Consider the following 23,040-nt stretch of genomic DNA (forward strand, 5'->3'; position numbering starts at 1 on the left):
GTGGCCGACGCGTGGGCCGCCGGGCCCGTACGGGGAAGGGCTCAGCGCCCTGCGAAGTCCGCCGCCGCGAGCAGGGCGGTGTCCGGGTGGTCGGTGAAGATGCCGTCGATACCGGTGGCGAAGTACGCGGCGTAGGCGCCGAAGACGTCGCCGTAGGCGTTGGGGTCGCTCCCGCGCCGGAAGTCGGCGGGCAGGAAGCTGTTCTCGTTGCGCAGCGTGTACGGGTGCAGGAGCAGGCCGCGAGCGTGCGCGTCCTTCACCAGCGTGGTCGGCGTGGTGAGCCGGCCCGAGGCGTCCTTGGGGATGACCAGGTCGAGCGTGGGGCCGATGCCCTGGGCGAAGGAGGCGATCCACTTCAGCCCGGCGGGCTTGACGAGGTCGGCCACGGTGCGCGGGTCGCCGGACTCGACGAAGTCCCAGGGGCGCTCCTTCGGGCCGGACAGCAGGACCACGCGCGGGGTGTCGACCAGCCGGGCGAGGCGCTGGATCGAGCTGGGCTCGAAGGACTGGAGGATGAGCGGGGAGTTCCCGCGGTCCCGGCCGTGGCGGCGCAGCAGCCGGGCGAGGGGCTCCTCCAGGCCCAGGCCCAGGCTCCGGAAGTAGGTGGGGTGCTTGGTCTCCACGTACAGCCGGACGGGCTCACCGCGCCTGCGGCCCTCCTTCTCGGCCCAGCGCAGGACCTCCTCGAAGGTGGGGATCGTCCAGCGGCCGTCGTAGAGGGTGTTGTCGGGGCGGTTGCCGGGGATGCGCTCCGTGGCCCGCAGGGTCTTGAGTTCGGCGAGGGTGAAGTCCTCGGTGAACCAGCCGGTGTAGGAGACGCCGTCGATCCTCTTGGTGGTCCTGCGGCCCGCGAACTCGGGGTGGTCGGCGACGTCCGTGGTGCCGGTGATGTCGTTCTCGTGGCGGCAGACCAGGTGGCCGTCCTTGGTGGGCACGAGGTCCTGCTCGACGATGTGCGCGCCCAGGTCGAGCGCCAGCTGGTAGGAGCCGAGGGTGTGCTCGGGGCGGTAGCCGCTGGCGCCGCGGTGGCCGATCACCGTCGGTACGGGCAGGTCCCGTAGCGAGCCGTGGCCGCCGCCCGGACCGCCGCGTCCCCGCTCGGCGGCCTGTGCCGTGCCGCTGAGGCCCAGGGCCGCCGTACCGAGAACGGCGGCGCCCAGAAGGGCCCGCCGGCCGGGGGTGCCGGTCACACGCTCCGTCATGAATGCTCCTCGCTGGATGATGTCCGGGTTCTGCGGGGCGAGGCCCGATCGTAGGCAGCCGGGCGGTCGGCGGGGCGGACCGGAGACGAACGTGGCGCGAACACCCGTCAACACCGCCCATCCACTGCGTGAACCCGATGTGCGATCAGTGCATACCCACGAGTATCGTCCTCACCTGCGCAGTCCGACACCGCGCACCGCCGGTCACCGCCGGACACCCCCTCGTACCACCGGACATCACCCCGCACCACCTCGGCACCCCCGCACCACCTCACCCGTCCCCGGCCGGCCCGGCCACGACACCGGAGGAACCGTTGTCCCGTCTCACGGTCATCAAGGCAGTGCTCGGACCGATCCTGCGCCTGCTGTTCCGCCCACAGGTGGAGGGCGCGGAGAACATTCCCGGGACCGGGCCGGTGATCCTCGCGGGCAACCACCTCACGTTCATCGACTCGATGATCATGCCGATCTGCGTCGACCGGCCGGTGTACTACATCGGCAAGGACGAGTACGTGACCGGCAAGGGGTTCAAGGGCCGGCTGATGGCCTGGTTCTTCACCGGCTGCGGCATGATCCCGGTGGACCGGGACGGCGGCCGGGGCGGGGTCGCGGCGCTGATGACCGGGCGCCGGGTGCTGGAGGAGGGCCAGGCCTTCGCGATCTACCCGGAGGGCACCCGCTCCCCCGACGGCCGGCTCTACCGGGGCCGTACGGGGATCGCGCGGCTGACGCTGATGACGGGCGCCCCGGTGATCCCGTTCGCCATGATCGGCACCGACAAGCTCCAGCCGGGCGGCGCCGGGCTGCCCCGGCCGGGCAAGGTCACGGTGCGCTTCGGCGAGCCGATGGAGTTCTCCCGCTACGAGGGCATGGACCGTGACCGCTATGTGCTGCGGGCGGTGACCGACTCGGTGATGTCCGAGGTGATGCGGCTCTCCGGCCAGGAGTACGTGGACATGTACGCGACCAAGGCCAAGGCCGCCTGATCTCGTAGAGCCTTCTCCGTGGAAGGGCCCGCACCCCGCGTCTCTCAGGGTGCGGGCCCTTCCGCGTACACGGACTACGGGTGGTCGATCTCGTCCTCCAGCTTCTGGCCCCGCAGCAGGAACCAGGCGGCGACGGCCGCCGCCAGGAGGACCACCGAGCCGATGCCTGCGGCGGACCGCATCCCGTCGACGAACGCCTCCTGGGCCGCCGAGACCAGCGGGCCCGCCTGGGCGGCGGGCAGCGCGGAGGCCGCCTCGACGGCTCCGCCGAGCGACTCGTGGGCCGCCGATTCGACATCGGCGGGGATGCCGGCCGGGGTCGGGAAGCCCCGGTAGACACCCGTGACGATGGAGCCGAGCAGGGCGATGCCGAGGGCCGCCCCGAGTTCGTACGCCGTCTCCGAGACGGCGGACGCGGAACCGGCCTGCTCCTTCGGGACGCTGGAGAGGATGACGTCGGCGGTGACGGTGAAGGAGAACCCGGCGCCGACACCGACGACCAGCAGCGTGGAGCCGAGCAGCGGGTAGCCGGTGTGCTGGTCGAGCAGGGTCACCGCGCCCAGCGCCAGCCCGACCGCGCCGAGTCCGCCCGCCACGACCGAGCGCACCGAGAACCGGCGGGCGGCGAATCCGGCCAGCAGACCGGCGGTCACCGCGCCGACGGCGGCGGGCAGTTCGGCCAGGCCCGCCTCCAGCGGCCCCCGGCCCTGGACCAGTTGGAGGAACTGGGAGAGGAAGAAGACCAGACCCGACAGTCCGAGGATGGTCAGCAGGTCGGCGAGGACCGCACCGGAGAAGCCCCGGTGGTGGAAGAGCCTCATGTCCAGCAGGGGTGCGGGCAGGCGGAGTTGTCTGCGGACGAACCAGGTCAGCGCGGCGGCGCCGAGCCCGGCCGCCGCGCCGGGCCCCCAGCCCGGCCCGTGCGAGGCCGTCTCCTTGATGGCGTACACGACGCCGATCATGCCGACCAGGGAGAGCCCGACGCTGAGCATGTCCCACGGGCCGGGCGCCGGGTTCCTGGACTCCGGGATCAGCTTGACGCCGACGACGACCAGGACGGCCATCACGGGCAGGTTGATCAGGAAGACCGAACCCCACCAGAAGTGTTCGAGCAGGAACCCGCCGACGACCGGCCCGACCGCCGCGCCCGCCGAGGCCATCGCACCCCAGATGCCGATGGCGAGGCTGCGCTCGCGCGGGTCGTGGAAGAGGTTGCGGATCAGGGCGAGGGTGGACGGCATCAGGGTGGCGCCCGCGACACCGAGCAGCGCGCGGGCCACGATCATCATCTCGGGCGTGGTCGCGTACGCGTTGAGCACGGAGACCGCGCCGAAGGCCACGGCACCGACCAGCAGCAGCTTCTTGCGGCCGATGCGGTCGCCGAGGCTGCCCATCGAGACGAGCAGACCGGCGATGACGAAGGAGTAGACGTCACCGATCCAGAGCAGCTGGTTGCCGGTGGGAGCGAGATCCTCGCTGAGGAAGGGGGTGGCGAGGCCGAGGACGGTGGCGTCGACGGCCACCAGCAGCACGGCGAGGACCAGCACGGCGAGCGCGATCCACCGCCCGGGGCGGCGCACCTCGTCCACGCTCCTCGGGTGCGGGGCGATGCTGGTCACTGCTCCACGCTCCGGCGGGCTCCGCCGAGCAGCAGCTCGACGATCATGTACTGGAAGTCCTGGGTGGCGACCCGTCCCACCTGGACGGCCCAGGCCCCGGTGCCGATGAGCCCGTAGAGGGCCTCGGTCAGCCAGGCGGGGGTGAGGTCGATGCGGAGTTCGCCGCGTTCCTGACCGCGGCGGAAGAAGGCGGAGACCCGGGCGTCGGCCCGGTTCCAGCCCTCGTTGACCTGGTCCCCCTCGAAGAGCTGGTTCTCGGTGACGAGGAACGAGAGCAGCCCGGCGCTGGGCTCGACGGCCGCGACCAGGCGGCGCAGCCCCTCCTCGGAGGTGCCTTCGTCGAGCCGGGCGGCGTCCAGGGCCGCCTCGAACTCCTGGATACCGAGATCCTCCAGCGCCTTCACCAGCGCGTCACGTCCGGCGAAGTGGCGGTGAAGGGTGGCGCGGCCGATACCCGCCGCTCTGGCGACCTCGTCCATGGTGGCGGTCGATTTGTGGGTCAGCAGGGCGGCGGCGCTGCGCAGCACCTGCTCACGGTCGAGAGTCATGAGACGACCATAACCCAATTGAGACATTCTCGTCTCACCCGGGGCGTGCAAGGCTCACGATGGGTGGTCGGTACGAGAGGCGGGCGGTACCGGATGGGCGAGCCGCGAGGAGCCAGGCCTTCGAGCGGCGGGATCAGGGCGCTACCGCCGGCGACGCGGTCAGCGGGCGGGACCAGGGGCAGGAGGCGAACCCACTCCTTGCCACTCTCAACTTATAGCGCATGGGGGGTCTTGCCGCAAGACCCCCCATATGCCGCAGAATCGACGGCCGGAGCCGGATTCCGGGCCTGTCCGAAGGCCGGAAGCGCCGGGTTCCGGCAATGCGACGTCGACAAGGGTGGAACGGTGATGATCGACGTGATCGTGGTCGGTGGCGGGCCGACCGGCTTGATGCTGGCCTGCGAACTGCGACTGGCCGGGGTGCGGACCGTCGTGCTGGAGAAGCTGGCCGAGCCGACCCGGGAGACCCGGGGGCGCGGCCTGCACGTGCGGAGCGTCGAGGTGATGGACCAGCGCGGACTGCTGGACCGGTTCCTCGCGGTGAGCGAGAAGTTCCAGGTCGGAGGGTTCTTCGGGGGCATCCAGAAGCCATGGCCAAAGCGGCTGGACACGGCACACCCCTACGGCCTCTCCACCCTCCAGCCGGTCACCGAGCGGCTGCTGCGGGAGCGGGCCGTCGAGCTCGGCGCCGAGATCCGGCGCGGGCAGGAGGTGGTCGGGGTGAGCCAGGACAGGCAGGCGGTGACGGCCGGGCTGGCGGACGGGACGCGGCTGCGCTCGCGCTACCTCGTCGGGTGCGACGGCGGCCGCAGCGTGGTGCGCAAGCAGCTGGGCGTCGCCTTCCCCGGCGAGCCGGCCAAGGTCGAGACGCTGCTCGGCGACATGGAGATCGCCGAGGACCCCGAGGTGGTCGCCGCCGTCGTGGCGGAGGTCCGCAGGACCCAGCTGCGGTTCGGCACCATCCCCAACGGGGACGGGACGCACCGCGTCATCGTGCCCGCCGACGGGGTGTCCGACGACCGGGCGGCCGCGCCGACCCTGGAGGAGTTCAAGGAGCGGCTGCGGGCGCTCGCGGGCACCGACTTCGGCGTCCACTCGCCGCGTTGGCTCTCCCGGTTCGGCGACGCGAGCCGGCAGGCCGAGCGCTACCGGGTGGGCCGGGTGCTGCTGGCCGGCGACGCGGCGCACATTCACCCGCCGACCGGCGGCCAGGGGCTCAACCTCGGTGTGCAGGACGCGTTCAACCTCGGCTGGAAACTGGCCGCCGAGGTCGACGGCTGGGCGCCGGAAGGGCTGTTGGACAGCTACCACGCCGAACGGCACCCGGTGGGCGCCCGCGTACTGGACAACACCCGCGCGCAGATCACGCTGCTGGGGACCGACCCGGGGGCGACCGCGCTGCGGGAGCTGCTGGCGAAGCTGATGGACTTCGACGAGGTGAACGCGTACGTGACCGGGATGATCACCGCGGTCGACGTCCGCTACGACCTGGGCGAGGGCCACGAGCTGCTCGGCCGGCGGCTGCGGGACGTGCGGTTGGGGCGGGGCCGCCTCTACGAGCTGATGCGCGGGGGCCGCGGCCTGCTGCTCGACCGGACCGGCCGGCTGTCGGTGGCCGGCTGGGAGGACCGGGTCGACCGGGTGGTCGACGTGGCGGAGGAGCTGGACGTACCCGCCGTCCTGCTGCGCCCGGACGGTCATGTGGCCTGGGCCGGCGAGGAGCAGGAGGAGCTGGCCGGTGCGTTGCCCCGGTGGTTCGGCGCGCCCGTGCCTCTGCCGGTGCCCTGAACCGGCTGGGCCGGCCGGCCTGCGGCAGGCCGGCCCCGAACCCTCTGTCTGCCAGCACCCTCGGAACGGAACGGACGACGTGAACCCCCTCCCCACCAGCGCATTCCATCTCCCCGACCACCTCTCCCCCAAGGCCGACCCGGCGCTGATCGCCGCCGACGAGCAGCACTTCGCGGCCATCGCCCGGACCCTGGAGGAGTCGATCGCCGAGCTGTCCGGCCGCCTCGAAGCCGAGCGCCGGGCGCCCGGCGGCACGGGACGGCAGGCGATGGACCGGGACGCGGAGATCCACCGGCTCACCGCCCGTCTGCGCACCCTGCGCCGCTTCGGGCTCGATCTGTGCCTGGGGCGCATGGTCGGTGAGGACGGCTCCGAGCCCGTGTACGTCGGCCGGCTCGGCCTCACCGACAGCGAGGGCCGGCGGCTCCTGGTCGACTGGCGCTCCCCCGCCGCCGAGCCGTTCTTCGGCGCCACCCACGCCCACCCGATGGGGCTGGCGAGCCGCCGCCGCTACCGCTGGAGCGGCGGCCGGATCAGCGACTACTGGGACGAGGTGTTCGCCCCGGACGCCTTCGCCGGGCATGCCGCGCTCGACGACCAGTCGGCGTTCATCGCCGGCCTCGGCGGCAACCGGTCGGAGCGGATGCGGGACGTGCTCGGCACCATCCAGGCCGACCAGGACGCCGTCATCCGGGCGAGCTCGCGGGGCGCCCTCGTGGTGGACGGCGGGCCGGGTACGGGAAAGACGGTCGTCGCCCTGCACCGCTCCGCGTACCTCCTGTACGCCGATCCGCGCCTCGCCCACCGGCGGGGCGGCGTCCTGTTCGTCGGCCCGTCCCGGCCCTATCTGGGGTACGTCGCCGATGTCCTGCCCAGCCTCGGGGAGGAGGGCGTCCAGACCTGCGTCCTGCGGGACCTGGTGGAGGAAGGGGCCACCGCCACGGCCGAGACCGATCCGGAGGTGGCGCGGCTGAAGTCCTCGGCGGAGCTGGTGCGGGCGGTCGAGGCGGCCGTCCGGTTCTACGAGGAGCCGCCCACCGAGGCGCTGACCGTCACCACCCCCTGGTCCGAGGTCCGGCTGAGCGCCGCCGACTGGGCCGTGGCGTTCGAGACGGCCGGGCCCGGGGCCGTACACAACGAGGCGCGCGACCAGGTCTGGGAGGAGCTGCTCACGCTCCTGGTGGAGAAGCACGACGGTGACGACGGCGGCGACGTGTCGCCCGATCTGGTCCGCAAGGCGCTGGGGCAGGACAGGGAGCTGCTCGCCGCCTTCGACCGGGCCTGGCCCCTGCTGGAGGCGGCCGATCTCGTCGGTGACCTGTGGTCGGTCCCCGCCTATCTGCGTATGTGCGCCCCCTGGCTCGGCCGCGACGAGGTGCGGCTGTTGCAGCGCGCGGACGCGCAGGCGTGGACGGTCTCCGATCTGCCGATCCTGGACGCGGCCCGCCAGCGGCTCGGTGACCCGGAGGCCTCGGTGCGCAGGCGTCGGCACGCCGCCGCCGTGGCCGCCGAACGGGCGGGCATGGATCAGGCCATCGACGCGCTGCTCGCGGACGAGACTCTGGCCGACGCCGATGTCGACAGCGAGGGCGCGCTGGTGATGCTGCACGGCCGGGACCTGCGGGAGACCCTGGTCGACCCGGCCGCCTCCACCGGCACCGAGCCGGACCGGCTGGCGGGGCCGTTCGCGCACATCGTCGTGGACGAGGCGCAGGAGCTGACCGACGCCGAGTGGCAGATGCTGCTGGTGCGGTGCCCGTCCCGGAGCTTCACCGTCGTCGGGGACCGCGCCCAGGCCCGGCGGGGGTTCACCGAACCGTGGCGGGAGCGGCTGGAGCGGGTCGGGCTGGACCGGGTCGCCCTGGCCTCCCTGACCGTCAACTACCGGACGCCGAAGGAGATCATGGCGGAGGCCGAGCCGGTCATCCGGGCCGTGCTGCCGGACGCCAACGTGCCGCTCTCGATCCGTTCCGGCGGCCGGCCCGTCGTCCACGGTCCGGTTTCGGACCGGGACACGGTCCTGGACACCTGGCTCGCCGCGCACCCGGACGGGATCGCGTGTGTCATCGGGGATCCGGCGTTCCGGGGGACGTCCCGCGTGCGGTCGCTGACGCCGGAGCTGTCGAAGGGCCTCGAATTCGACCTGGTGGTCCTGGTGGACCCGGAGGCGTTCGGCGCGGGCGTCCAGGGGGCGGTCGACCGGTACGTGGCGATGACGCGGGCGACCCAGGAGCTCGTCGTCCTGACGAGCCCCTGAGCCGGGGCGGGCCTGTCAGTGCCAGGGCAGGGCGGCGCGGTGGCGCCAGTAGGACTCCGGCTCCTCCACCAGGGCGTCCAGCCGGGCCCGCTGCTCCTCGTCCAGGTCGACGACGGGGGCGTGCAGGTTGCCGGCGAGCTGGGTGACGGTGGCGGCGCCGGAGAGGACGACCCCGGTCCAGGGCTGGTGCAGGACGAGCGCCAGGGCCACCGCGTCGCCGCCCACCCCCGCGTCGGCGGCGATCTCCCGGAACACGGCGGGGGCCTCCTCCCCGGCCAGGCGGCCGTTGGCCATGGCCTCCTTGACGATCACGGTGAGCCCGGCGTCGTGGGCCTCGGCGAGGGCGGGTCCGGCCGAGGTCTCCAGGGCGTTGTAGGTGGCCTGGACCGTACGGAAGAGGGGGTCGCCGTCGACCGTGAGCGCGAGCGCGGCCCGGATGGCGTCGGCCTGGGCGGGGCCGCTGGTGGAGAAGCCGACGGCCACCCCGTCGGCGGCGAGGGCGGCGAGGCGCTCGTGGAGTTCCTTGTCGGCGAGGGCCGGGCTGTCGGGGGTGAGCGAGTGGATCTGGTAGAGGTCGAGCCGGTCGCCGAGGAGGTCGCGGGTCTCGGCGCGCTGGCGCTCGAAGGTGGCGAGGCCGTGGTCCTTCACCTCGTGGGCCTCGGCCTCGGTGCTCCAGTCGGCGGTGTAGGCGTACCCCCACTTGGAGCCGACGACGAGGTCGGTGAAGGAGGGCCGGGCGTCCAGCCACTCGCCCAGGAACTCCTCGGCGCGGCCGTAGGAGCGGGCCGCGTCGACGTACCGGACGCCCTGCGCGTACGCCGCGTCCAGCAGCTCGTGGGTGCGGGCGCGCAGGGCCTCCACGTCCCGGTCGGCGGGGAGGTCCCGGTCGCGGTGGAGGTTGATGTATCCGGGCCTGCCGACGGCTGCGAGGCCCAGTCCGATGTGGGCGGTCGGGGTCGTCGCGGTGGCCAGGGCGGTGAAGGGCATCGCGGGCTCCTCGGGGTCGGTTGCGGATACTCCTACCCCGGTCAACGTAGCCCGCGACACCCTTCGTACACCTGCGACGACACCGTACGTACGCCGGGCGGGCGTGCTCCTACCGGCGGGCGGTCGCCCAGGCGTGCTGGGCCTCCAGGTCCTTCTTCACCTCGGCGAGCTGTACGGCGACGGCGGCCGGGGCCGTACCGCCCCGGCCGTTGCGGGAGGCGAGGGCGCCGCGCACGTTCAGGACCGTGCGGACCTCCGGGGTGAGGTGCTCGGAGATCGTGGCGAACTGCTCGTCGGTGAGCTGGTCGAGCTCGATGCCCTGCTGCTCGCACTCCTTGACGCACGCGCCGGCGACCTCGTGGGCGACCCGGAACGGCACGCCCTGCCTCACCAGCCACTCCGCGATGTCCGTGGCGAGCGAGAAGCCGGCCGGGGCCAGCTCCTCCATGCGCTCGCGGTTGACGGTGAGGGTGGCCATCATGCCGGTGAAGGCGGGGAGCAGGACTTCGAGCTGGTCGCAGGAGTCGAAGACGGGCTCCTTGTCCTCCTGGAGGTCGCGGTTGTACGCGAGCGGGAGGGCCTTCAACGTGGCGAGCAGGCCGGTCAGGTTGCCGATGAGCCGGCCGGACTTGCCCCGGGCCAGCTCCGCGATGTCCGGGTTCTTCTTCTGCGGCATGATCGAGGAGCCGGTGGAGAAGGCGTCGTGGAGGGTGACGAAGGAGAACTCCTTCGTGTTCCAGATGATGACCTCCTCCGCGATCCGGGAGAGGTTCACGCCGATCATGGCGGTGATGAAGGCGAACTCGGCGACGAAGTCCCGCGAGGCGGTGCCGTCGATGGAGTTGGCGACCGAACCGTGCTCGAAGCCCAGGTCGGCGGCGACCGCCTCGGGGTCGAGCCCGAGCGAGGACCCGGCGAGCGCACCGGAGCCGTACGGGGAGACGGCCGTGCGCTCGTCCCACTGGCGCAGCCGCTCGGCGTCCCGGGACAGGGACTGGACATGGGCGAGCACGTGGTGGGCGAAGAGCACCGGCTGGGCGTGCTGGAGGTGGGTGCGGCCGGGCATCGCCACGTCCGGGTGGGCCTCCGCGAGGCCGACCAGGGCGCCCTGGAGGTCGGCGATCAGGCCGCCGACGATCCGGGCGTGGTCGCGCAGGTACATCCGGAAGAGCGTGGCGATCTGGTCGTTCCGCGACCGGCCGGCCCGCAGCTTGCCGCCGAGGTCGGGGCCGAGGCGCTCCAGCAGGCCGCGCTCCAGTGCGGTGTGGACGTCCTCGTCGGCGATGGTCCCGGTGAAGGAGCCGTCCGCGACATCGGCTTCGAGCCGGTCGAGGCCGTCCCGCATCCGGGTCAGCTCGTCCTCGGTGAGCAGCCCCGCCTTGTTGAGGACGCGGGCGTGGGCGCGGGAGCCGGCGATGTCGTACGGGGCGAGCCGCCAGTCGAAGTGGACGGAGGCCGACAGCTTGGCCAGCGCCTGTGCCGGTCCGTCGGCGAAACGCGCGCCCCAGAGCCGGACGTCACCGTTGTTGCTGCTCACTGCGTGCTCCTCAAAAGCGAAGGCCAAGGCAAAGGCGAAGGCAGGGGTGCGGATATGCGGCCGCCTCCCGGCCGCGTGACGACGGGGAGGCGGCTGTACAACGAAGGAAGGTCAGGCGAGGTCGCGCTTGGCGGCGATCTTCGACGAGAGACCGAAGAGCTCGATGAAGCCCTGCGCCTTGGACTGGTCGAAGGTGTCGCCCGAGTCGTAGGTGGCGAGGTTGAAGTCGTACAGCGACTCGTCGGACTTCCGGCCGGTGACGACGGCGCGGCCCGCGTGCAGGGTCATCCGGATGTCGCCGGTGACGTGCTGGTTGGCCTCGTTGATGAAGCCGTCCAGGGCCCGCTTCAGCGGGGAGAACCACAGGCCGTCGTAGACCATCTCGCCCCAGCGCTGCTCGACCTGCCGCTTGTAGCGGGCCAGCTCGCGCTCGACGGTGACGTTCTCCAGCTCCTGGTGGGCGGTGATCAGCGCGATGGCGCCGGGCGCCTCGTACACCTCACGGGACTTGATGCCCACGAGCCGGTCCTCGACCATGTCGATCCGGCCGATGCCCTGGGCGCCGGCCCGCTCGTTGAGCTGCTGGATGGCCTGGAGGACGGTGACGGGACGGCCGTCGATGGCGACCGGGACGCCCTCCTTGAAGGAGATGACGACCTCGTCGGCCTCGCGCGGGGTGGCGGGGTTGGAGGTGTACTCGTAGATGTCCTCGATCGGCGCGTTCCAGATGTCCTCCAGGAAGCCCGTCTCGACGGCCCGGCCGAAGACGTTCTGGTCGATGGAGTACGGGGACTTCTTGGTGGTCGCGATCGGGAGGTTCTTCTCCTCGCAGAAGGCGATCGCCTTGTCCCGGGTCATCGCGTAGTCGCGGACCGGGGCGATGCACTTCAGGTCGGGGCCGAGCGCGGAGATGCCGGCCTCGAAGCGGACCTGGTCGTTGCCCTTGCCGGTGCAGCCGTGGGCGACGATCCCGGCGTCGTGCTTCTTGGCGGCGGCGACGAGGTGCTTGACGATCGTCGGCCGGGAGAGGGCCGAGACCAGCGGATAGCGGTCCATGTAGAGGGCGTTGGCCTTGATCGCCGGGAGGCAGTACTCCTCGGCGAACTCGTCCTTGGCGTCCGCGACCTCGGCTTCGACGGCACCGCAGGCGAGCGCGCGCTTGCGGATGACGTCCAGGTCCTCGCCGCCCTGGCCGACGTCCACGGCGACGGCGATGACCTCGGCGCCCGTCTCCTCGGCGATCCAGCCGATGGCGACGGAGGTGTCCAGGCCGCCCGAGTAGGCGAGTACGACGCGCTCGGTCACGGGTTTCTCCTTACGGTGCAATCACTGATGGGTATAACTATGCGGTGCTCCGTATGTTTTGTCAAAACTACAGGTCAGAGCGGTACATACGGGCACCACGAGAAGCTCGACGGGCTTCCGGGCGTTCCGCTGCCGCCCTGCGACCGCTTCGCGCGGGGTGGGACGCTGGGCCGTACGGAGCAGGTCCGGTGGGGCACCGCCCCCGGCCGCCGTACGGTCCGGAGCATGCGCCGACCTCTGCTGACCCTCGCCGTACTGATCACCCTCGCCATCGGCTCCCTCGGGACCGGGCCCGCCGGGGAACCGCCCCTCCCCGACCGGCTGGCGGACACCGGTGGCGGCTCCCAGCTCATCACCGCCGAGGCCCCGGACACCGGCTCCACCACGGGCACGGTGACCTGGTGGGAGCGGCGCGGGGGAAGGTGGGTGGAGGCGGGATCGGCGCCCGCGCGGTTCGGGGCGAACGGGCTGGCCGAGGGCGGCGCCCGGGAGCAGGGCACCAGCACCACGCCGACCGGGCTGTACGACCTGCCGTACGCCTTCGGCATCGAGGAGGCACCGGCCGGGACGAGGTATCCCTACCGGGAGGTCACCGACGACTCCTGGTGGTGCCAGGACAACGCCTCGGCGTCGTACAACCGGTGGGTGGAGCCGCGCCCCGCCGACTGCCGGGCGGACGAGGCCGAGCACCTGGTCTCCTACGGCACGCAGTACGCCCGCGCGCTGGTGATCGGCTTCAACTACGACCGCCCGGTACGCGGCCGGGGCGCCGGGATCTTCCTGCATGTGAACGGGAGCGGGGCGACGGCCGGATGTGTCTCCGTACCGGCGGACGCCATGGCCAAGATCCTGGCCTGGGCCGATCCGGAGCGGCGGCCGCACATCGCGGTCGGGACCTCGACGGGCCCGACCGCGATCACGCGCTACTAGACCACGGGCTCAGCGGTCGTTCTGAGCGAGCCTCAGCAGGTGGTCGGCGAGCGCCTGGCCTCCGTTGGGATCGCGGCTGATGAGCATCAGCGTGTCGTCGCCCGCGATGGTGCCGAGGATGTCGTGCAGTTCGGCCTGGTCGATGGCCGAGGCGAGGAACTGGGCGGCGCCCGGCGGCGTACGGAGCACCACCAGGTTGGCCGAGGCCTCCGCCGAGATGAGCAGTTCGGACGAGAGCCTGCGCATCCGCTCCTCCTTGGCCGAGCCGCCCAGCGGGGCCTGCGGGGTGCGGAATCCGCCCTCGCTGGGCACCGCGTAGATCAGCTCGCCGCCGGTGTTGCGGATCTTGACCGCGCCCAGCTCGTCGAGGTCGCGGGAGAGCGTCGCCTGGGTGACGCTCAGCCCGTCGTCGGCGAGGAGCTTGGCCAGCTGGCTCTGCGAGCGGACCGGCTGCCGGTTCAGGATGTCCACGATCCGGCGGTGGCGGGCGGTGCGGGTCTGCGGCACGGACGGTCCGCCGTGCTCGGTCTCCTGCGCCTCGGTCATCGTCGTCGCCTCATTCTCCGGAGGCTCATGCTCCGGATCGTCCGTCCCCGTGTGCCGCGTCGAGAGCGCTCGGCAGGATCTCCAGGAGCGCGTCCACCTCCGCGTCACCGATGATCAGCGGCGGCATGAGCCGTACGACATCGGGGGCGGGCGCGTTCACCAGGAGGCCGGCTCCCTGGGCCGCCTGCTGCACCTGCGGTGCGAGGGGTCCGGTGAGCACGATACCCAGCAGCAGGCCGCTGCCGCGGACGTGGGAGACCAGCGGATGCCCCAGCGCCTCCACTCCGTCGCGGATCCTCTCGCCGAGCCGCTTGACGTGGTCGAGCGCGCCGTCGGCAGCGAGGGTGTCCAGGACGGCGAGGCCGGCGGCGCAGGAGACCGGGTTGCCGCCGAACGTCGTGCCGTGGTGACCGGGCTTCAGCAGGTCGGCCGCCGGGCCGAACGCGACGGTCGCGCCGATCGGCAGGCCGCCGCCGAGCCCCTTGGCGAGGGTGACGATGTCGGGCTCCACGCCCTGGTGGGCCTGGTGCTCGAACCACTGGCCGCAGCGGCCGATCCCGGTCTGGACCTCGTCCAGCACGAGCAGGGTGCCGGTGGCCCGGGTGATCTCCCGGGCCGCCTCCAGATAGCCCTTGGGCGGTACGACGACGCCGTTCTCGCCCTGGATCGGCTCGATGACGACCAGAGCGGTGTCGGTGGTCACCGCCGCGCGCAGCGCGTCCACGTCCCCGTACGGCACGTGCGTGACGTCGCCGGGCAGCGGGACGAACGGCTCCTGCTTGCCCGGCTGGCCGGTGAGGGCGAGCGCGCCCATGGTCCGGCCGTGGAAGCCTCCGTCGGTGGCGACCATGTGGGGGCGCCCGGTGAGCCGGCCGATCTTGAAGGCGGCCTCGTTGGCCTCCGCACCGGAGTTGGAGAAGAAGACCCGGCCCGTGCGGCCGAAGAGCTGGAGCAGCCGCTCGGCGAGTGCGACCGGCGGCTCGGCGATGAACAGGTTCGAGACGTGGCCGAGGGAGGCGATCTGGGTGGAGACGGCCTCGACGACGGCCGGGTGGGCGTGGCCGAGGGCGTTGACCGCGATCCCGCCGACGAAGTCGAGGTAGCGAGTGCCGTCCTCGCCCCAGACGTGGGCGCCCTCACCGCGGACGAGCGGGAGCCGCGGCGTGCCGTAGTTGTCCATCAGCGCGCCCTGCCACCGCGAGGTGAGTCCCGCGGCCTCCGTGCCGGTCATGCTTCCCCCTGTTCAGAACCTGTGTGTACGTCGATGGGGTCGTCCGGCACGACCATGGTGCCGATCCCCTCGTCGGTGAAGATCTCCAGCAGGATCGAGTGCTGGACCCGGCCGTCGATGACGCGGGCGGTCTCGACGCCGTTGCGCACGGCGTGCAGACAGCCCTGCATCTTGGGGACCATGCCGCTGGACAGCTCGGGCAGCAGCTTCTCCAGCTGGCTCGCGGTGAGCCGGCTGATGACGTCGTCGCTGTTGGGCCAGTCCTCGTAGAGGCCTTCGACGTCGGTGAGGACCATCAGGGTCTCGGCGTTCAGGGCGGCGGCGAGCGCGGCGGCCGCGGTGTCGGCGTTGACGTTGTAGACGTGGTGGTCGTCGGCGGAGCGGGCGATGGAGGAGACGACCGGGATGCGGCCGTCGTCCAGGAGCGCCTGGATGGCCCCGGTGTCGATGGCGGTGATCTCGCCGACCCGGCCGATGTCGACGGACTCGCCGTCGATGGTGGGCCGGTGCTGGGTGGCGGTGATGGTGTGGGCGTCCTCGCCGGTCATGCCGACGGCGAGGGGGCCGTGCTGGTTGAGGAGGCCGACCAGTTCGCGCTGGACCTGCCCAGCGAGCACCATCCGTACGACGTCCATCGCCTCGGGGGTGGTGACCCGCAGCCCGGCCTTGAACTCGCTGACCAGGCCCTGCTTGTCGAGCTGGGCGCTGATCTGCGGGCCGCCGCCGTGCACGACGACGGGCTTGAGGCCCGCGTGGCGCAGGAAGACGACGTCCTGGGCGAAGGCGGCCTTCAGCTCCTCGTCGATCATGGCGTTGCCGCCGAACTTGATGACGACGGTCCTGCCGTTGTGCCGGGTCAGCCAGGGCAGCGCCTCGATGAGGATCTGTGCCTTCGGGAGTGCGGTGTGCTTCCGCGCGGCGCTCATGAGCTGTACGCGCTGTTCTCGTGGACGTAGTCCGCGGTGAGGTCGTTGGCCCAGATGACGGCGGACTCGGTGCCCGCGGCGAGGTCGGCGGTGATCTTGACCTCCCGGTAGCGCATGTCGACCAGGTCGCGGTCCTCGCCCACGGAGCCGTTCTTGCAGACCCAGACGTCGTTGATGGCGACGTTGAGCTGGTCCGGCTCGAAGGCGGCCCGCGTCGTGCCGATGGCGGAGAGGACACGGCCCCAGTTGGGGTCCTCGCCGTGGATGGCGCACTTGAGGAGGTTGTTACGGGCGATGGACCGGCCGACCTCGACGGCGTCGTCCTCGGTGGCCGCGTTGATCACCTCGATCCGGATGTCCTTGGAGGCGCCCTCGGCGTCCCCGATGAGCTGCCGGGCGAGGTCGGCGCAGACGGCCCGTACGGCCTCGGCGAAGGCGTCCTGCTCCGGGGTGATGCCGCTGGCGCCGGAGGCGAGCAGCAGCACGGTGTCGTTGGTGGACATGCAGCCGTCGGAGTCGACCCGGTCGAAGGTGGTCCGGGTGGCCTCGCGCAGGGCGGCGTCCAGCGCGGGGGCTTCCACGTCGGCATCGGTGGTGAGGACGACGAGCATGGTGGCCAGGCCCGGGGCGAGCATGCCCGCGCCCTTGGCCATGCCGCCGACGGTCCAGCCCTCGCCGCCCGCGACGGCCGTCTTGTGGACGGTGTCGGTGGTCTTGATGGCGATGGCGGCCTTCTCGCCGCCGTGCTCGCTGAGGGCGGCGGCGGCCTCCTCGATGCCGGGGAGCAGCTTGTCCATGGGGAGCAGGATGCCGATGAGCCCGGTGGAGGCGACGGCGACCTCGCCCGCGCTGTGGCCCTCCAGCACCTCGGCGGCCTTCTCGGCGGTGGCGTGGGTGTCCTGGAACCCCTTGGGGCCCGTACAGGCGTTGGCGCCGCCGGAGTTGAGGACGACGGCGGTGACCTCGCCGCCCTTGAGGACCTGCTCCGACCAGAGCACCGGGGCGGCCTTGACGCGGTTGGAGGTGAAGACGCCCGCGGCTGCGCGACGGGGCCCGTCGTTGACCACGAGGGCCAGGTCCGGGTTACCGCTCTCCTTGATCCCCGCGGCGATGCCCGCCGCCGAGAATCCCTGTGCTGCCGTGACGCTCACGGTGCAACTCCGATCGTCGTGAGACCTGTGTCCTCGGGGAGCCCGAGGGCGATGTTCATGCTCTGGAGGGCGCCGCCCGCGGTGCCCTTGGCGAGATTGTCGATGGCGCAGATGACCAGGATCCGTCCGGCGGCCTCGTCGTGGGCGACCTGGACCTGTACGGCGTTGGAGCCGTACACCGCGGCGGTGGCGGGCCACTGCCCCTCGGGCAGGAGGTCCACGAACGGCTCGTCCGCGAACGCCTTCTCGTACACGGCGCGCAGGGCCTCCGCGCTCACGCCCGGCTTCGCCTTGGCGCTGCACGTGGCGAGGATGCCGCGCGGCATGGGGGCGAGGGTGGGCGTGAAGGAGACGGTGACCGGCTCGCCGGCGGCGGCGCTGAGGTTCTGGATCATCTCGGGGGTGTGGCGGTGGACGCCGCCGACGCCGTACGGGGTCATGTTGCCCATCACCTCGGAGCCGAGCAGATGCGGCTTGGCCGCCTTGCCCGCCCCGGAGGTGCCCGAGGCGGCGACGATCACGGCCTCCGGCTCGGCGAGGCCGGCCTCGTACGCCGGGAAGAGCGCGAGGGACACGGCGGTCGGGTAGCACCCGGGCACCGCGATCCGCCGCGCCCCGGCGAGCGCTTCCCGCCCGCCCGGCAGCTCGGGCAGCCCGTAGGGCCAGGTCCCGGCGTGCGGGGACCCGTAGAACTTCTCCCAGTCCCCCGCGTCCTCGAGCCGGAAGTCGGCCCCCATGTCCACCACGAGCACCTCGTCCCCGAGCTGCTCGGCCACGGCGGCGGACTGCCCGTGCGGCAGCGCCAGGAAGACGACGTCGTGCCCGGCGAGGACCTCGGCGGTGGTGGGCTCCAGCACCCGGTCCGCCAGCGGCCGCAGATGCGGCTGGAGCGAGCCGAGCGCCTGCCCGGCGTTGGAGTGCCCGGTGAGGGCACCGATCTCGACCCCGGGGTGCGCCAGCAGAAGTCGGAGCAGCTCACCGCCGGCGTACCCGCTCGCCCCTGCCACCGCTGCGCTTACCACCATGGGAACCCTCCTCGTCGATGGCATGACTATACGCATGGCCGCAGTTTTATGCAATGAGCTGGGGGGCCGCTCACCGCCCTGGGACCGGGCGGCCGACCGACCAGCCTCTCGCCGCGAGATCGCTCCCGGCCTGCCGGCACCGGAGAGCCGCCGGACTCACCCGCTGACCGCCGGAGCCGCCGGAGCCGCCGCTAGGATCCCGGGAAGAAGACAGCACGGTGGGGGGCCACGATGGGCTACAAGAACGAAGCCGAGATCAAGCAGGCGCTTGGAATCGAGTCCTGGAGGAACCTCTCCAAAGACAAAATGATCAGGTTCGCGGCCATGATGCCTGACATGGACACCGAGGTCGCCCTGAAAATCATCGAGCAGTTCCCCGTGTTCAAAGAATTCGCCATGGATACTGTGAACGCGATGGAGAAAGCGCATGAGTCCACGCTTTCAGCCAACAAGCAGAGCCAGGAGCACGTCCATCGGGCCTTCCAGGAGATCAGGGAAATCCTCAGGGGTGAACTCGACAAGGGCGACCTGAGCTGGGAGGAGAAGAAATTCCTCATCGAGCAGATCCAGGAAACCGGAAGGATGGAGTTCCAGAAGGACAGCGAGAACAAACAGCTCTTGGACGGAATGCTCAAGAAGGTGCTGGTCGGCGCCGGTACCGCACTCGTCCTCAGTGTGGCTTTCGTCGGCGGCAAGATCATGATTGAAGGCAAGGACAGCCCCGAAGACTCCCCGGAGGAGTGACCTCGGCCCTTCAGCGGAGCCGCCGGCCGTCTGCCGCGGCGTGACCGTTCTCCGTCGGCGCGTGCACACGGCTCGGCTCCCGTATCAGGTGCGTACGCAGCACACTGGACGGGAGCGGCCTCGAGTCGCCGCCCCGGCAGCGAGGTCGCTTCACGTGAAGGTCACGTGCATCCCGCCCTCCGTCAGCACGTCGAGCGCCAGGGCGACCAGGTCGTACGGTTCGCCCTTCGGCGTGAGGGCGCGGGAAAGGTGCTCGCGCGCGGTCGCGGCGTCCCGCCAGACCAAGGTTGCGGGGGCGGTGCAGCCGAAGTTGCCGCGCAGACAGTCCGCGAGTGCGCCCAGACAGCCGCCGAAGTAGCCGCCCGGCCCGTTGACGGCCTCACCGAGCGCCAGGTAGAGGCCCGGTTCATCCGTGATGTGACGGCCGTCCAGTTCGTACGTGTGTCCGGCCTGCCGGTCCTGGTGGTCGAGCTGACAGCCCCGCTCCCGGACGAGATCGAGCCAGGCGCCACGCCGGCGGGTGCCGAGCCCGGCCCAGGCGCCGGCTATGTCCGGCGGGCCGGCAAGCCAGCGCTCCCAGATGGGCCGGGCGTATCCCGGTACGGGCGCGAGGTATCCGTCGAGCTCCAGATCGACCAGGTCCGTCCCGTGGGGGGACGGCTGCCACGTACGGACTTGTGGCCGCAGCATCCGGTCGGTGAGCGGTTCGCCCCGGTCGTCCCGTATCTCCAGCCAGGCCTCGTCCAGGTCCAGCGCGCGCCGGGTGCCTGTCGCCAGTGCCCGCCGCAGCCGATCTCCCGGGGCGAGCCCCCGCAGGACGAGCGGAGGCTCCGTCCGCTCGGGCGGCAGGAGGCAGGCGAACTCCTGGCAGGAGCCCAGCCACCGGTACCCGTCGTGCAACCGGACAGGCCCCCGGTACCCCTCGGGCGGGCCCTCGTAGTCGTCCAGACCGGTGAGTACGAGACCGTCCGTCCCCGGGTGCTGCCCAAGGCTCTCCGCATCTTCCAGGAGCCAGGGGCCGAGCGCCCTGTCCTCCGGCACCAGCCACACCCGGGCGCCGGCCCAGCCGCGTACCTCGGCTCCGTCCGGAGCCCAGCCGAACAGTTCGTACGTTGCGCGCCGGGGTTCCCCGAACAGTCCCTCCGCCTCGGCGCAGACGCCCCAGACATGGCCGCGCCCCCTGTCCGTCAGCGTGAACCGCCCCTGCCCGCGATGGTCCCTGTCCCTATGCACAGGTGCATCATGCACGGCCGGGCACGGTACGAAGTCTCCTCGGCCAGGCCCGTCCCGCACTGGACGCGTTGGGCGAACTCCGTCCGGTGAACGACGTGTTGCACCGGCTCGCCGCACACGGCGTAGGCGCCCGGCGCCAACGGGCCGCCTACGCCCGGCGGAGGAGCCTGCTCGACGTCGACGAGCACGTGGCCGATCACACCGCCCGTGCCGCACCGGCCGACGCTGTGACGACACCGGCCACGTAGCCGCGCCGAGAAGCGATCGGCCGGGCCCCGTCGGCCGGGAAGAGCGCGGCCGCTGCCCGCCGCCGCTTCAGGGAAACCGTTTGGTCAGGCACTGTGTAGGCATGCCCACGATCGTCCGAGCGTCCCTTTCCGACGCACATCTCAACGTGAGGCCGGAGAAGGCTCAACTCTTCGAGCCGACAGACAGGAGCCGCTTACCGCGGCCAAGGCACCTCAGGGGTGATCACTCCGGCCGGCAAGTCCCGCGCCCTCTCCCCCTCGGCCCGCACAGCGTTAACGTGGGGCCCATGATCGTATGGCTCAACGGCACCCATGGCGCGTGCAAGACGACGACCAGTGCGCTCGTGCAGCAACTGATCCCGGATTCACGGGTGTTCGATGCCGAGAAGGTCGGCGAGGCGCTCATGGACATCAAGCCGGCGCTGCCCTGGACGGGCAACTTCCAGCACTGGCCGCCGTGGCGGCCGCTCGTCGTGGAGACCGCCCGTCGCGTACTCGACTACACCGGCGGCACGTTGGTGATGCCCATGACCGTCCTCGTCGAGGCGTACTGGCGGGAGATCAGTACGGGCCTCGCGCAACACTCCGTCCCGGTACGGCACTTCGTCCTCCACGCCGACCAGGACACGCTGCGCGGACGGATCGAGGGGGACACCGACATGGGGCCCTCCGCCTTCCGTCTCCAGTACCTCGAGCCCTACGCGGAGGCGGCCCGCACGTGGCTGCACGCCGAGGCCGAGGTCGTCGACACGACGCACCTCACGCCCGCCGAGGCCGCCCAGCGGATCGTGGAGGCCGTCAAGAACTGAGGCCTACCGGCACCGTCAGGGCACGTCGTAGCGGACGAGGGCCCTGGCGGCCGGTTCGCCGCTGCGGCGGGCGTACGCCATCCGTTCACGTACCTCCCGGAGCGTGCGGGGGCGGAAGCCAGGGCCTCCGCAGCAGCTCTTGTGGAAGCCCACACCGGCGTTCAGCAGCACGGTGAGCGTCCGCCAGGCCGCCGTGTCCCGGCGGCGGGGCGCGGCGAAAGCCGACCCGGCGTGGATCATCGGCTGCGCGCAGCGCGGGCAGATCCGCTGCCTCGTGCGGTCGTAGGGCTGCTTGTACGAGGCCCGGCAGGGGAGGCAGACGTACGAGGTCTTCGCGGCGGACATGCGCTCAGCCTAGGGAGCGGGCCATCGGCCGGCCACGGAGTTTCTGCTCGCGTCACGGGCCGTCGCGGCCGGTCGTGTGGAACAGCGGGAAGACCGCCGTCGCGGCGGTCACGGTGACTCCGGCCATGGCCGTGACGGCCGACGGTGGCCCTTCGCGGGATCGTGGGAGCCACGACGGTCGAGAGAGACCGACGGGTATCGGCCCGGTCTCTCACCTGGGGCGCCTGTTCCCTACGGGTACGGGTGCCCCGCTCTACCGGCCGCGCGGCTTTCCGCGCTTGCCGCCCGACTGGCCGGCCCTGCCGCCCTTGGGGGCGCCCGCGCGGCGGCCGGTGCCGGTCTGCTTGCCGCCGGGGGCGGGCTTACGGCCGGAGCCGGTGCCCGTGGCGGCCCGCTTGGCCTTCGCCTTCGCCTTCTCCTTCGCCGACGGCTGCGGCGGGGTGGCGGCCCGGCCGCGGGTGCTGTTGACCGTGCGCCCCCGGACGATGCCGATGAACTCCTCCACCAGGTCCGGGGTGGGCTCCTCCTGCGGCCACGACAGGGCGACGCGGGACTCGGGGGCCTCGAGGACCGGCCGGTAGGTGAGGTCCTTGCGGTGGTGCAGGCGGGCCAGGGACTGCGGGACCAGGAGTACGCCCACGCCTGCCGCCACCAGCTCGATCGCGTCCGCCGTGGTGGCCGGGCGCTCGATCGCGGGGCGGCCGGGAAGCGTCTCCCAGTCGAGGGGGTCGTCGAGCGGGTGCAGGACGATCTCGTCGGCCAGGTCCAGGAGCGTGACCTCCTCCGCGGCCGTGGCGTCGTGGTCCTTGGGGATCACCACGACCGTCGTCTCGGTGTACAGGGGGATCGCGCTGAGGACGTCCCGGTCGACCGGCAGGCGTACGAGTCCGGCCTCCGCACCGCCGTCCGCCAGCAGCCGCGAGGCCTCGGCCGCCGGGACCTGGACGAGCTCCAGGGGGGTGCCGGGCAGCCGCTCGTGCCAGACCCTCACCCACTTGGTCGGCGTCACACCGGGGACGTACGCGAGCCTGAAGGATGAGGGGGTGTCCGAGCCTGTCACGGATCCAGGCTACCGGCAGGTGGTCGGAGGTATGTCCCATGGTCGATACCCTGGACACATGACGTCGCACAAGACCGCCCAGACCATGAAGCCCGCCACCGCGGCGAAGAAGCTGGGTGTGTACCTCCAGGCCACCCCCGCCGAGTTCCAGGAGGGTGCCGTCTCGCGCACCGAGCTCAACGCCCTCCAGACCGACCCGCCCGCGTGGCTGGTCGAGCTGCGCCGTACCGGACCGCACCCGCGTCCGGTGGTCGCGGCGAAGCTCGGCGTCTCCATCGCGGGGCTCGCCCGCGGCGGGGTCACCGAGGCCCTCACCACCGAGCAGATCGACGCCCTCAAGGACGAGATGCCCGAGTGGCTCCAGAAGGAGCGGGCCACGCAGGCGGAGGTCCGCAAGGAGGCCGCCCGGCTCAAGGAGCGCAACGCGGAGCGCGCCGCCCAGGCGGACTGACCGCAGCCGACGAGCACCAGGAAGCGCGGGGGCCGGCCGGGGGCGGGCCGGGCGGCGGTGGGGCCCGGGGGGGGGCGGGGCCGGGGGGGGGGGCGCCCCCCCCCCCACGGCC

At 72.1% G+C, this 23,040-nt stretch carries 22 protein-coding genes; 8 read left to right on the forward strand and 14 right to left on the reverse strand.

The annotated features are described in order from the left end of the window. Positions 1-41: 41 nt before the first annotated feature. Positions 42-1,202: a glycerophosphodiester phosphodiesterase gene (locus tag AB0917_RS25240; RefSeq protein ID WP_366821942.1), complete on the reverse strand. Its 1,161-nt coding sequence runs from the start codon at positions 1,200-1,202 to the stop codon at positions 42-44. Between the two features lie 314 nt (positions 1,203-1,516). Here AB0917_RS25240 and AB0917_RS25245 point away from each other — a divergent pair, with 314 nt between their 5' ends. Then, positions 1,517-2,188, forward strand: coding sequence for a lysophospholipid acyltransferase family protein (locus AB0917_RS25245; protein ID WP_366821944.1), 672 nt, complete (start codon positions 1,517-1,519; stop codon positions 2,186-2,188). Between the two features lie 74 nt (positions 2,189-2,262). On the opposite strand, the gene AB0917_RS25250 is transcribed toward AB0917_RS25245, so the two are convergent. Next, positions 2,263-3,807 carry an MFS transporter gene (locus AB0917_RS25250; RefSeq protein WP_366821945.1) on the reverse strand — a complete coding sequence of 515 codons (1,545 nt, stop codon included), beginning with the start codon at positions 3,805-3,807 and terminating at the stop codon, positions 2,263-2,265. Next, on the reverse strand, positions 3,804-4,355 hold the full coding sequence (locus AB0917_RS25255; RefSeq protein ID WP_366821946.1) for a TetR/AcrR family transcriptional regulator: 552 nt from the start codon (positions 4,353-4,355) through the stop codon (positions 3,804-3,806). The genes AB0917_RS25250 and AB0917_RS25255 overlap by 4 nt, the downstream gene beginning before the upstream one ends. 348 nt (positions 4,356-4,703) lie before the next feature. On the opposite strand from AB0917_RS25255, the gene rox reads away from it, so the two are divergent. Beyond that, positions 4,704-6,143 carry a rifampin monooxygenase gene (rox, locus tag AB0917_RS25260; RefSeq protein WP_366821947.1) on the forward strand — a complete coding sequence of 480 codons (1,440 nt, stop codon included), beginning with the start codon at positions 4,704-4,706 and terminating at the stop codon, positions 6,141-6,143. Positions 6,144-6,222: 79 nt separating this feature from the next. After that, complete coding sequence (helR, locus tag AB0917_RS25265; RefSeq protein ID WP_366821948.1) at positions 6,223-8,400, forward strand: RNA polymerase recycling motor ATPase HelR; 2,178 nt, start codon at positions 6,223-6,225, stop codon at positions 8,398-8,400. Between the two features lie 15 nt (positions 8,401-8,415). On the opposite strand, the gene AB0917_RS25270 is transcribed toward helR, so the two are convergent. The 3 genes from AB0917_RS25270 to AB0917_RS25280 all read right to left on the reverse strand — a co-directional run bounded on the left by AB0917_RS25270 (position 8,416) and on the right by AB0917_RS25280 (position 12,229). Then, positions 8,416-9,387 (reverse strand): aldo/keto reductase, encoded by a 972-nt coding sequence (locus AB0917_RS25270; protein WP_366821949.1) that lies wholly within the window; start codon positions 9,385-9,387, stop codon positions 8,416-8,418. A gap of 109 nt (positions 9,388-9,496) precedes the next feature. Beyond that, positions 9,497-10,924 carry an argininosuccinate lyase gene (gene argH / locus AB0917_RS25275; RefSeq protein ID WP_366821950.1) on the reverse strand — a complete coding sequence of 476 codons (1,428 nt, stop codon included), beginning with the start codon at positions 10,922-10,924 and terminating at the stop codon, positions 9,497-9,499. A 111-nt stretch (positions 10,925-11,035) separates the two neighbouring features. Continuing rightward, entirely contained in the window at positions 11,036-12,229 is a 1,194-nt protein-coding gene (locus tag AB0917_RS25280; RefSeq protein ID WP_201105399.1) for an argininosuccinate synthase, read from the reverse strand. A gap of 225 nt (positions 12,230-12,454) precedes the next feature. Between AB0917_RS25280 and AB0917_RS25285 the strand changes: the two genes are divergently transcribed. Next, on the forward strand, positions 12,455-13,159 hold the full coding sequence (locus AB0917_RS25285; RefSeq protein ID WP_366821951.1) for a L,D-transpeptidase family protein: 705 nt from the start codon (positions 12,455-12,457) through the stop codon (positions 13,157-13,159). Between the two features lie 9 nt (positions 13,160-13,168). On the opposite strand, the gene AB0917_RS25290 is transcribed toward AB0917_RS25285, so the two are convergent. The 5 genes from AB0917_RS25290 to argC are packed head-to-tail and all read right to left on the reverse strand — an operon-like array spanning position 13,169 to position 18,038. Next, on the reverse strand, positions 13,169-13,705 hold the full coding sequence (locus AB0917_RS25290; protein WP_366821952.1) for an arginine repressor: 537 nt from the start codon (positions 13,703-13,705) through the stop codon (positions 13,169-13,171). Between the two features lie 25 nt (positions 13,706-13,730). Next, positions 13,731-14,936 carry an acetylornithine transaminase gene (locus AB0917_RS25295; protein ID WP_366821953.1) on the reverse strand — a complete coding sequence of 402 codons (1,206 nt, stop codon included), beginning with the start codon at positions 14,934-14,936 and terminating at the stop codon, positions 13,731-13,733. Further along, positions 14,933-15,862 (reverse strand): acetylglutamate kinase, encoded by a 930-nt coding sequence (gene argB, locus AB0917_RS25300; protein ID WP_366821954.1) that lies wholly within the window; start codon positions 15,860-15,862, stop codon positions 14,933-14,935. The genes AB0917_RS25295 and argB overlap by 4 nt, the downstream gene beginning before the upstream one ends. Continuing rightward, positions 15,859-17,013: a bifunctional glutamate N-acetyltransferase/amino-acid acetyltransferase ArgJ gene (gene argJ, locus AB0917_RS25305; protein WP_366821956.1), complete on the reverse strand. Its 1,155-nt coding sequence runs from the start codon at positions 17,011-17,013 to the stop codon at positions 15,859-15,861. Before argJ ends, argB begins: the two co-directional genes overlap by 4 nt. Next, complete coding sequence (argC, locus tag AB0917_RS25310; protein WP_366821957.1) at positions 17,010-18,038, reverse strand: N-acetyl-gamma-glutamyl-phosphate reductase; 1,029 nt, start codon at positions 18,036-18,038, stop codon at positions 17,010-17,012. Before argC ends, argJ begins: the two co-directional genes overlap by 4 nt. A 231-nt stretch (positions 18,039-18,269) precedes the next feature. Between argC and AB0917_RS25315 the strand changes: the two genes are divergently transcribed. Continuing rightward, positions 18,270-18,782: a hypothetical protein gene (locus AB0917_RS25315; RefSeq protein ID WP_366821958.1), complete on the forward strand. Its 513-nt coding sequence runs from the start codon at positions 18,270-18,272 to the stop codon at positions 18,780-18,782. Between the two features lie 150 nt (positions 18,783-18,932). Here AB0917_RS25315 and AB0917_RS25320 read toward each other — a convergent pair whose 3' ends face one another. Further along, a complete protein-coding gene (locus tag AB0917_RS25320; RefSeq protein ID WP_366821960.1) occupies positions 18,933-20,015 on the reverse strand; it encodes a barstar family protein in 1,083 nt (360 codons plus the stop codon). Between the two features lie 86 nt (positions 20,016-20,101). Here AB0917_RS25320 and AB0917_RS25325 point away from each other — a divergent pair, with 86 nt between their 5' ends. After that, positions 20,102-20,263: a hypothetical protein gene (locus AB0917_RS25325; protein ID WP_366821961.1), complete on the forward strand. Its 162-nt coding sequence runs from the start codon at positions 20,102-20,104 to the stop codon at positions 20,261-20,263. 287 nt (positions 20,264-20,550) lie between these two features. Continuing rightward, positions 20,551-21,072 carry an ATP-binding protein gene (locus AB0917_RS25330; protein ID WP_366821962.1) on the forward strand — a complete coding sequence of 174 codons (522 nt, stop codon included), beginning with the start codon at positions 20,551-20,553 and terminating at the stop codon, positions 21,070-21,072. 15 nt (positions 21,073-21,087) lie between these two features. Here the strand turns inward: AB0917_RS25330 and AB0917_RS25335 are convergent, their stop codons facing one another. Then, positions 21,088-21,417: a deoxyxylulose-5-phosphate synthase gene (locus AB0917_RS25335; RefSeq protein WP_366821963.1), complete on the reverse strand. Its 330-nt coding sequence runs from the start codon at positions 21,415-21,417 to the stop codon at positions 21,088-21,090. A gap of 253 nt (positions 21,418-21,670) precedes the next feature. Next, positions 21,671-22,477, reverse strand: a complete 807-nt coding sequence (locus AB0917_RS25340; RefSeq protein WP_366821964.1) for a LysR substrate-binding domain-containing protein — start codon at positions 22,475-22,477, stop codon at positions 21,671-21,673. Between the two features lie 58 nt (positions 22,478-22,535). On the opposite strand from AB0917_RS25340, the gene AB0917_RS25345 reads away from it, so the two are divergent. Further along, complete coding sequence (locus AB0917_RS25345; protein ID WP_366821965.1) at positions 22,536-22,928, forward strand: DUF5997 family protein; 393 nt, start codon at positions 22,536-22,538, stop codon at positions 22,926-22,928. The last annotated feature ends 112 nt before the right edge of the window (positions 22,929-23,040 follow it).

The sequence above is a fragment of the Streptomyces sp. NPDC007346 genome (genome assembly GCF_040703535.1).
Classification (GTDB): Bacteria; Actinomycetota; Actinomycetes; order Streptomycetales; family Streptomycetaceae; genus Streptomyces.

Bases quoted from the DNA above. Each gene is read 5' to 3' on its own strand.
- AB0917_RS25240 (WP_366821942.1), bottom strand. From the start codon at position 1,202: ATGACGGAGCGTGTGACCGGCACCCCCGGCCGGCGGGCCCTTCTGGGC.
- AB0917_RS25255 (WP_366821946.1), bottom strand. From the start codon at position 4,355: ATGACTCTCGACCGTGAGCAGGTGCTGCGCAGCGCCGCCGCCCTGCTG.
- rox (WP_366821947.1), top strand. From the start codon at position 4,704: ATGATCGACGTGATCGTGGTCGGTGGCGGGCCGACCGGCTTGATGCTG.
- AB0917_RS25270 (WP_366821949.1), bottom strand. From the start codon at position 9,387: ATGCCCTTCACCGCCCTGGCCACCGCGACGACCCCGACCGCCCACATC.
- AB0917_RS25285 (WP_366821951.1), top strand. From the start codon at position 12,455: ATGCGCCGACCTCTGCTGACCCTCGCCGTACTGATCACCCTCGCCATC.
- AB0917_RS25290 (WP_366821952.1), bottom strand. From the start codon at position 13,705: ATGACCGAGGCGCAGGAGACCGAGCACGGCGGACCGTCCGTGCCGCAG.
- AB0917_RS25295 (WP_366821953.1), bottom strand. From the start codon at position 14,936: ATGACCGGCACGGAGGCCGCGGGACTCACCTCGCGGTGGCAGGGCGCG.
- argB (WP_366821954.1), bottom strand. From the start codon at position 15,862: ATGAGCGCCGCGCGGAAGCACACCGCACTCCCGAAGGCACAGATCCTC.
- argC (WP_366821957.1), bottom strand. From the start codon at position 18,038: ATGGTGGTAAGCGCAGCGGTGGCAGGGGCGAGCGGGTACGCCGGCGGT.
- AB0917_RS25315 (WP_366821958.1), top strand. From the start codon at position 18,270: ATGGGCTACAAGAACGAAGCCGAGATCAAGCAGGCGCTTGGAATCGAG.
- AB0917_RS25330 (WP_366821962.1), top strand. From the start codon at position 20,551: ATGATCGTATGGCTCAACGGCACCCATGGCGCGTGCAAGACGACGACC.
- AB0917_RS25335 (WP_366821963.1), bottom strand. From the start codon at position 21,417: ATGTCCGCCGCGAAGACCTCGTACGTCTGCCTCCCCTGCCGGGCCTCG.
- AB0917_RS25345 (WP_366821965.1), top strand. From the start codon at position 22,536: ATGACGTCGCACAAGACCGCCCAGACCATGAAGCCCGCCACCGCGGCG.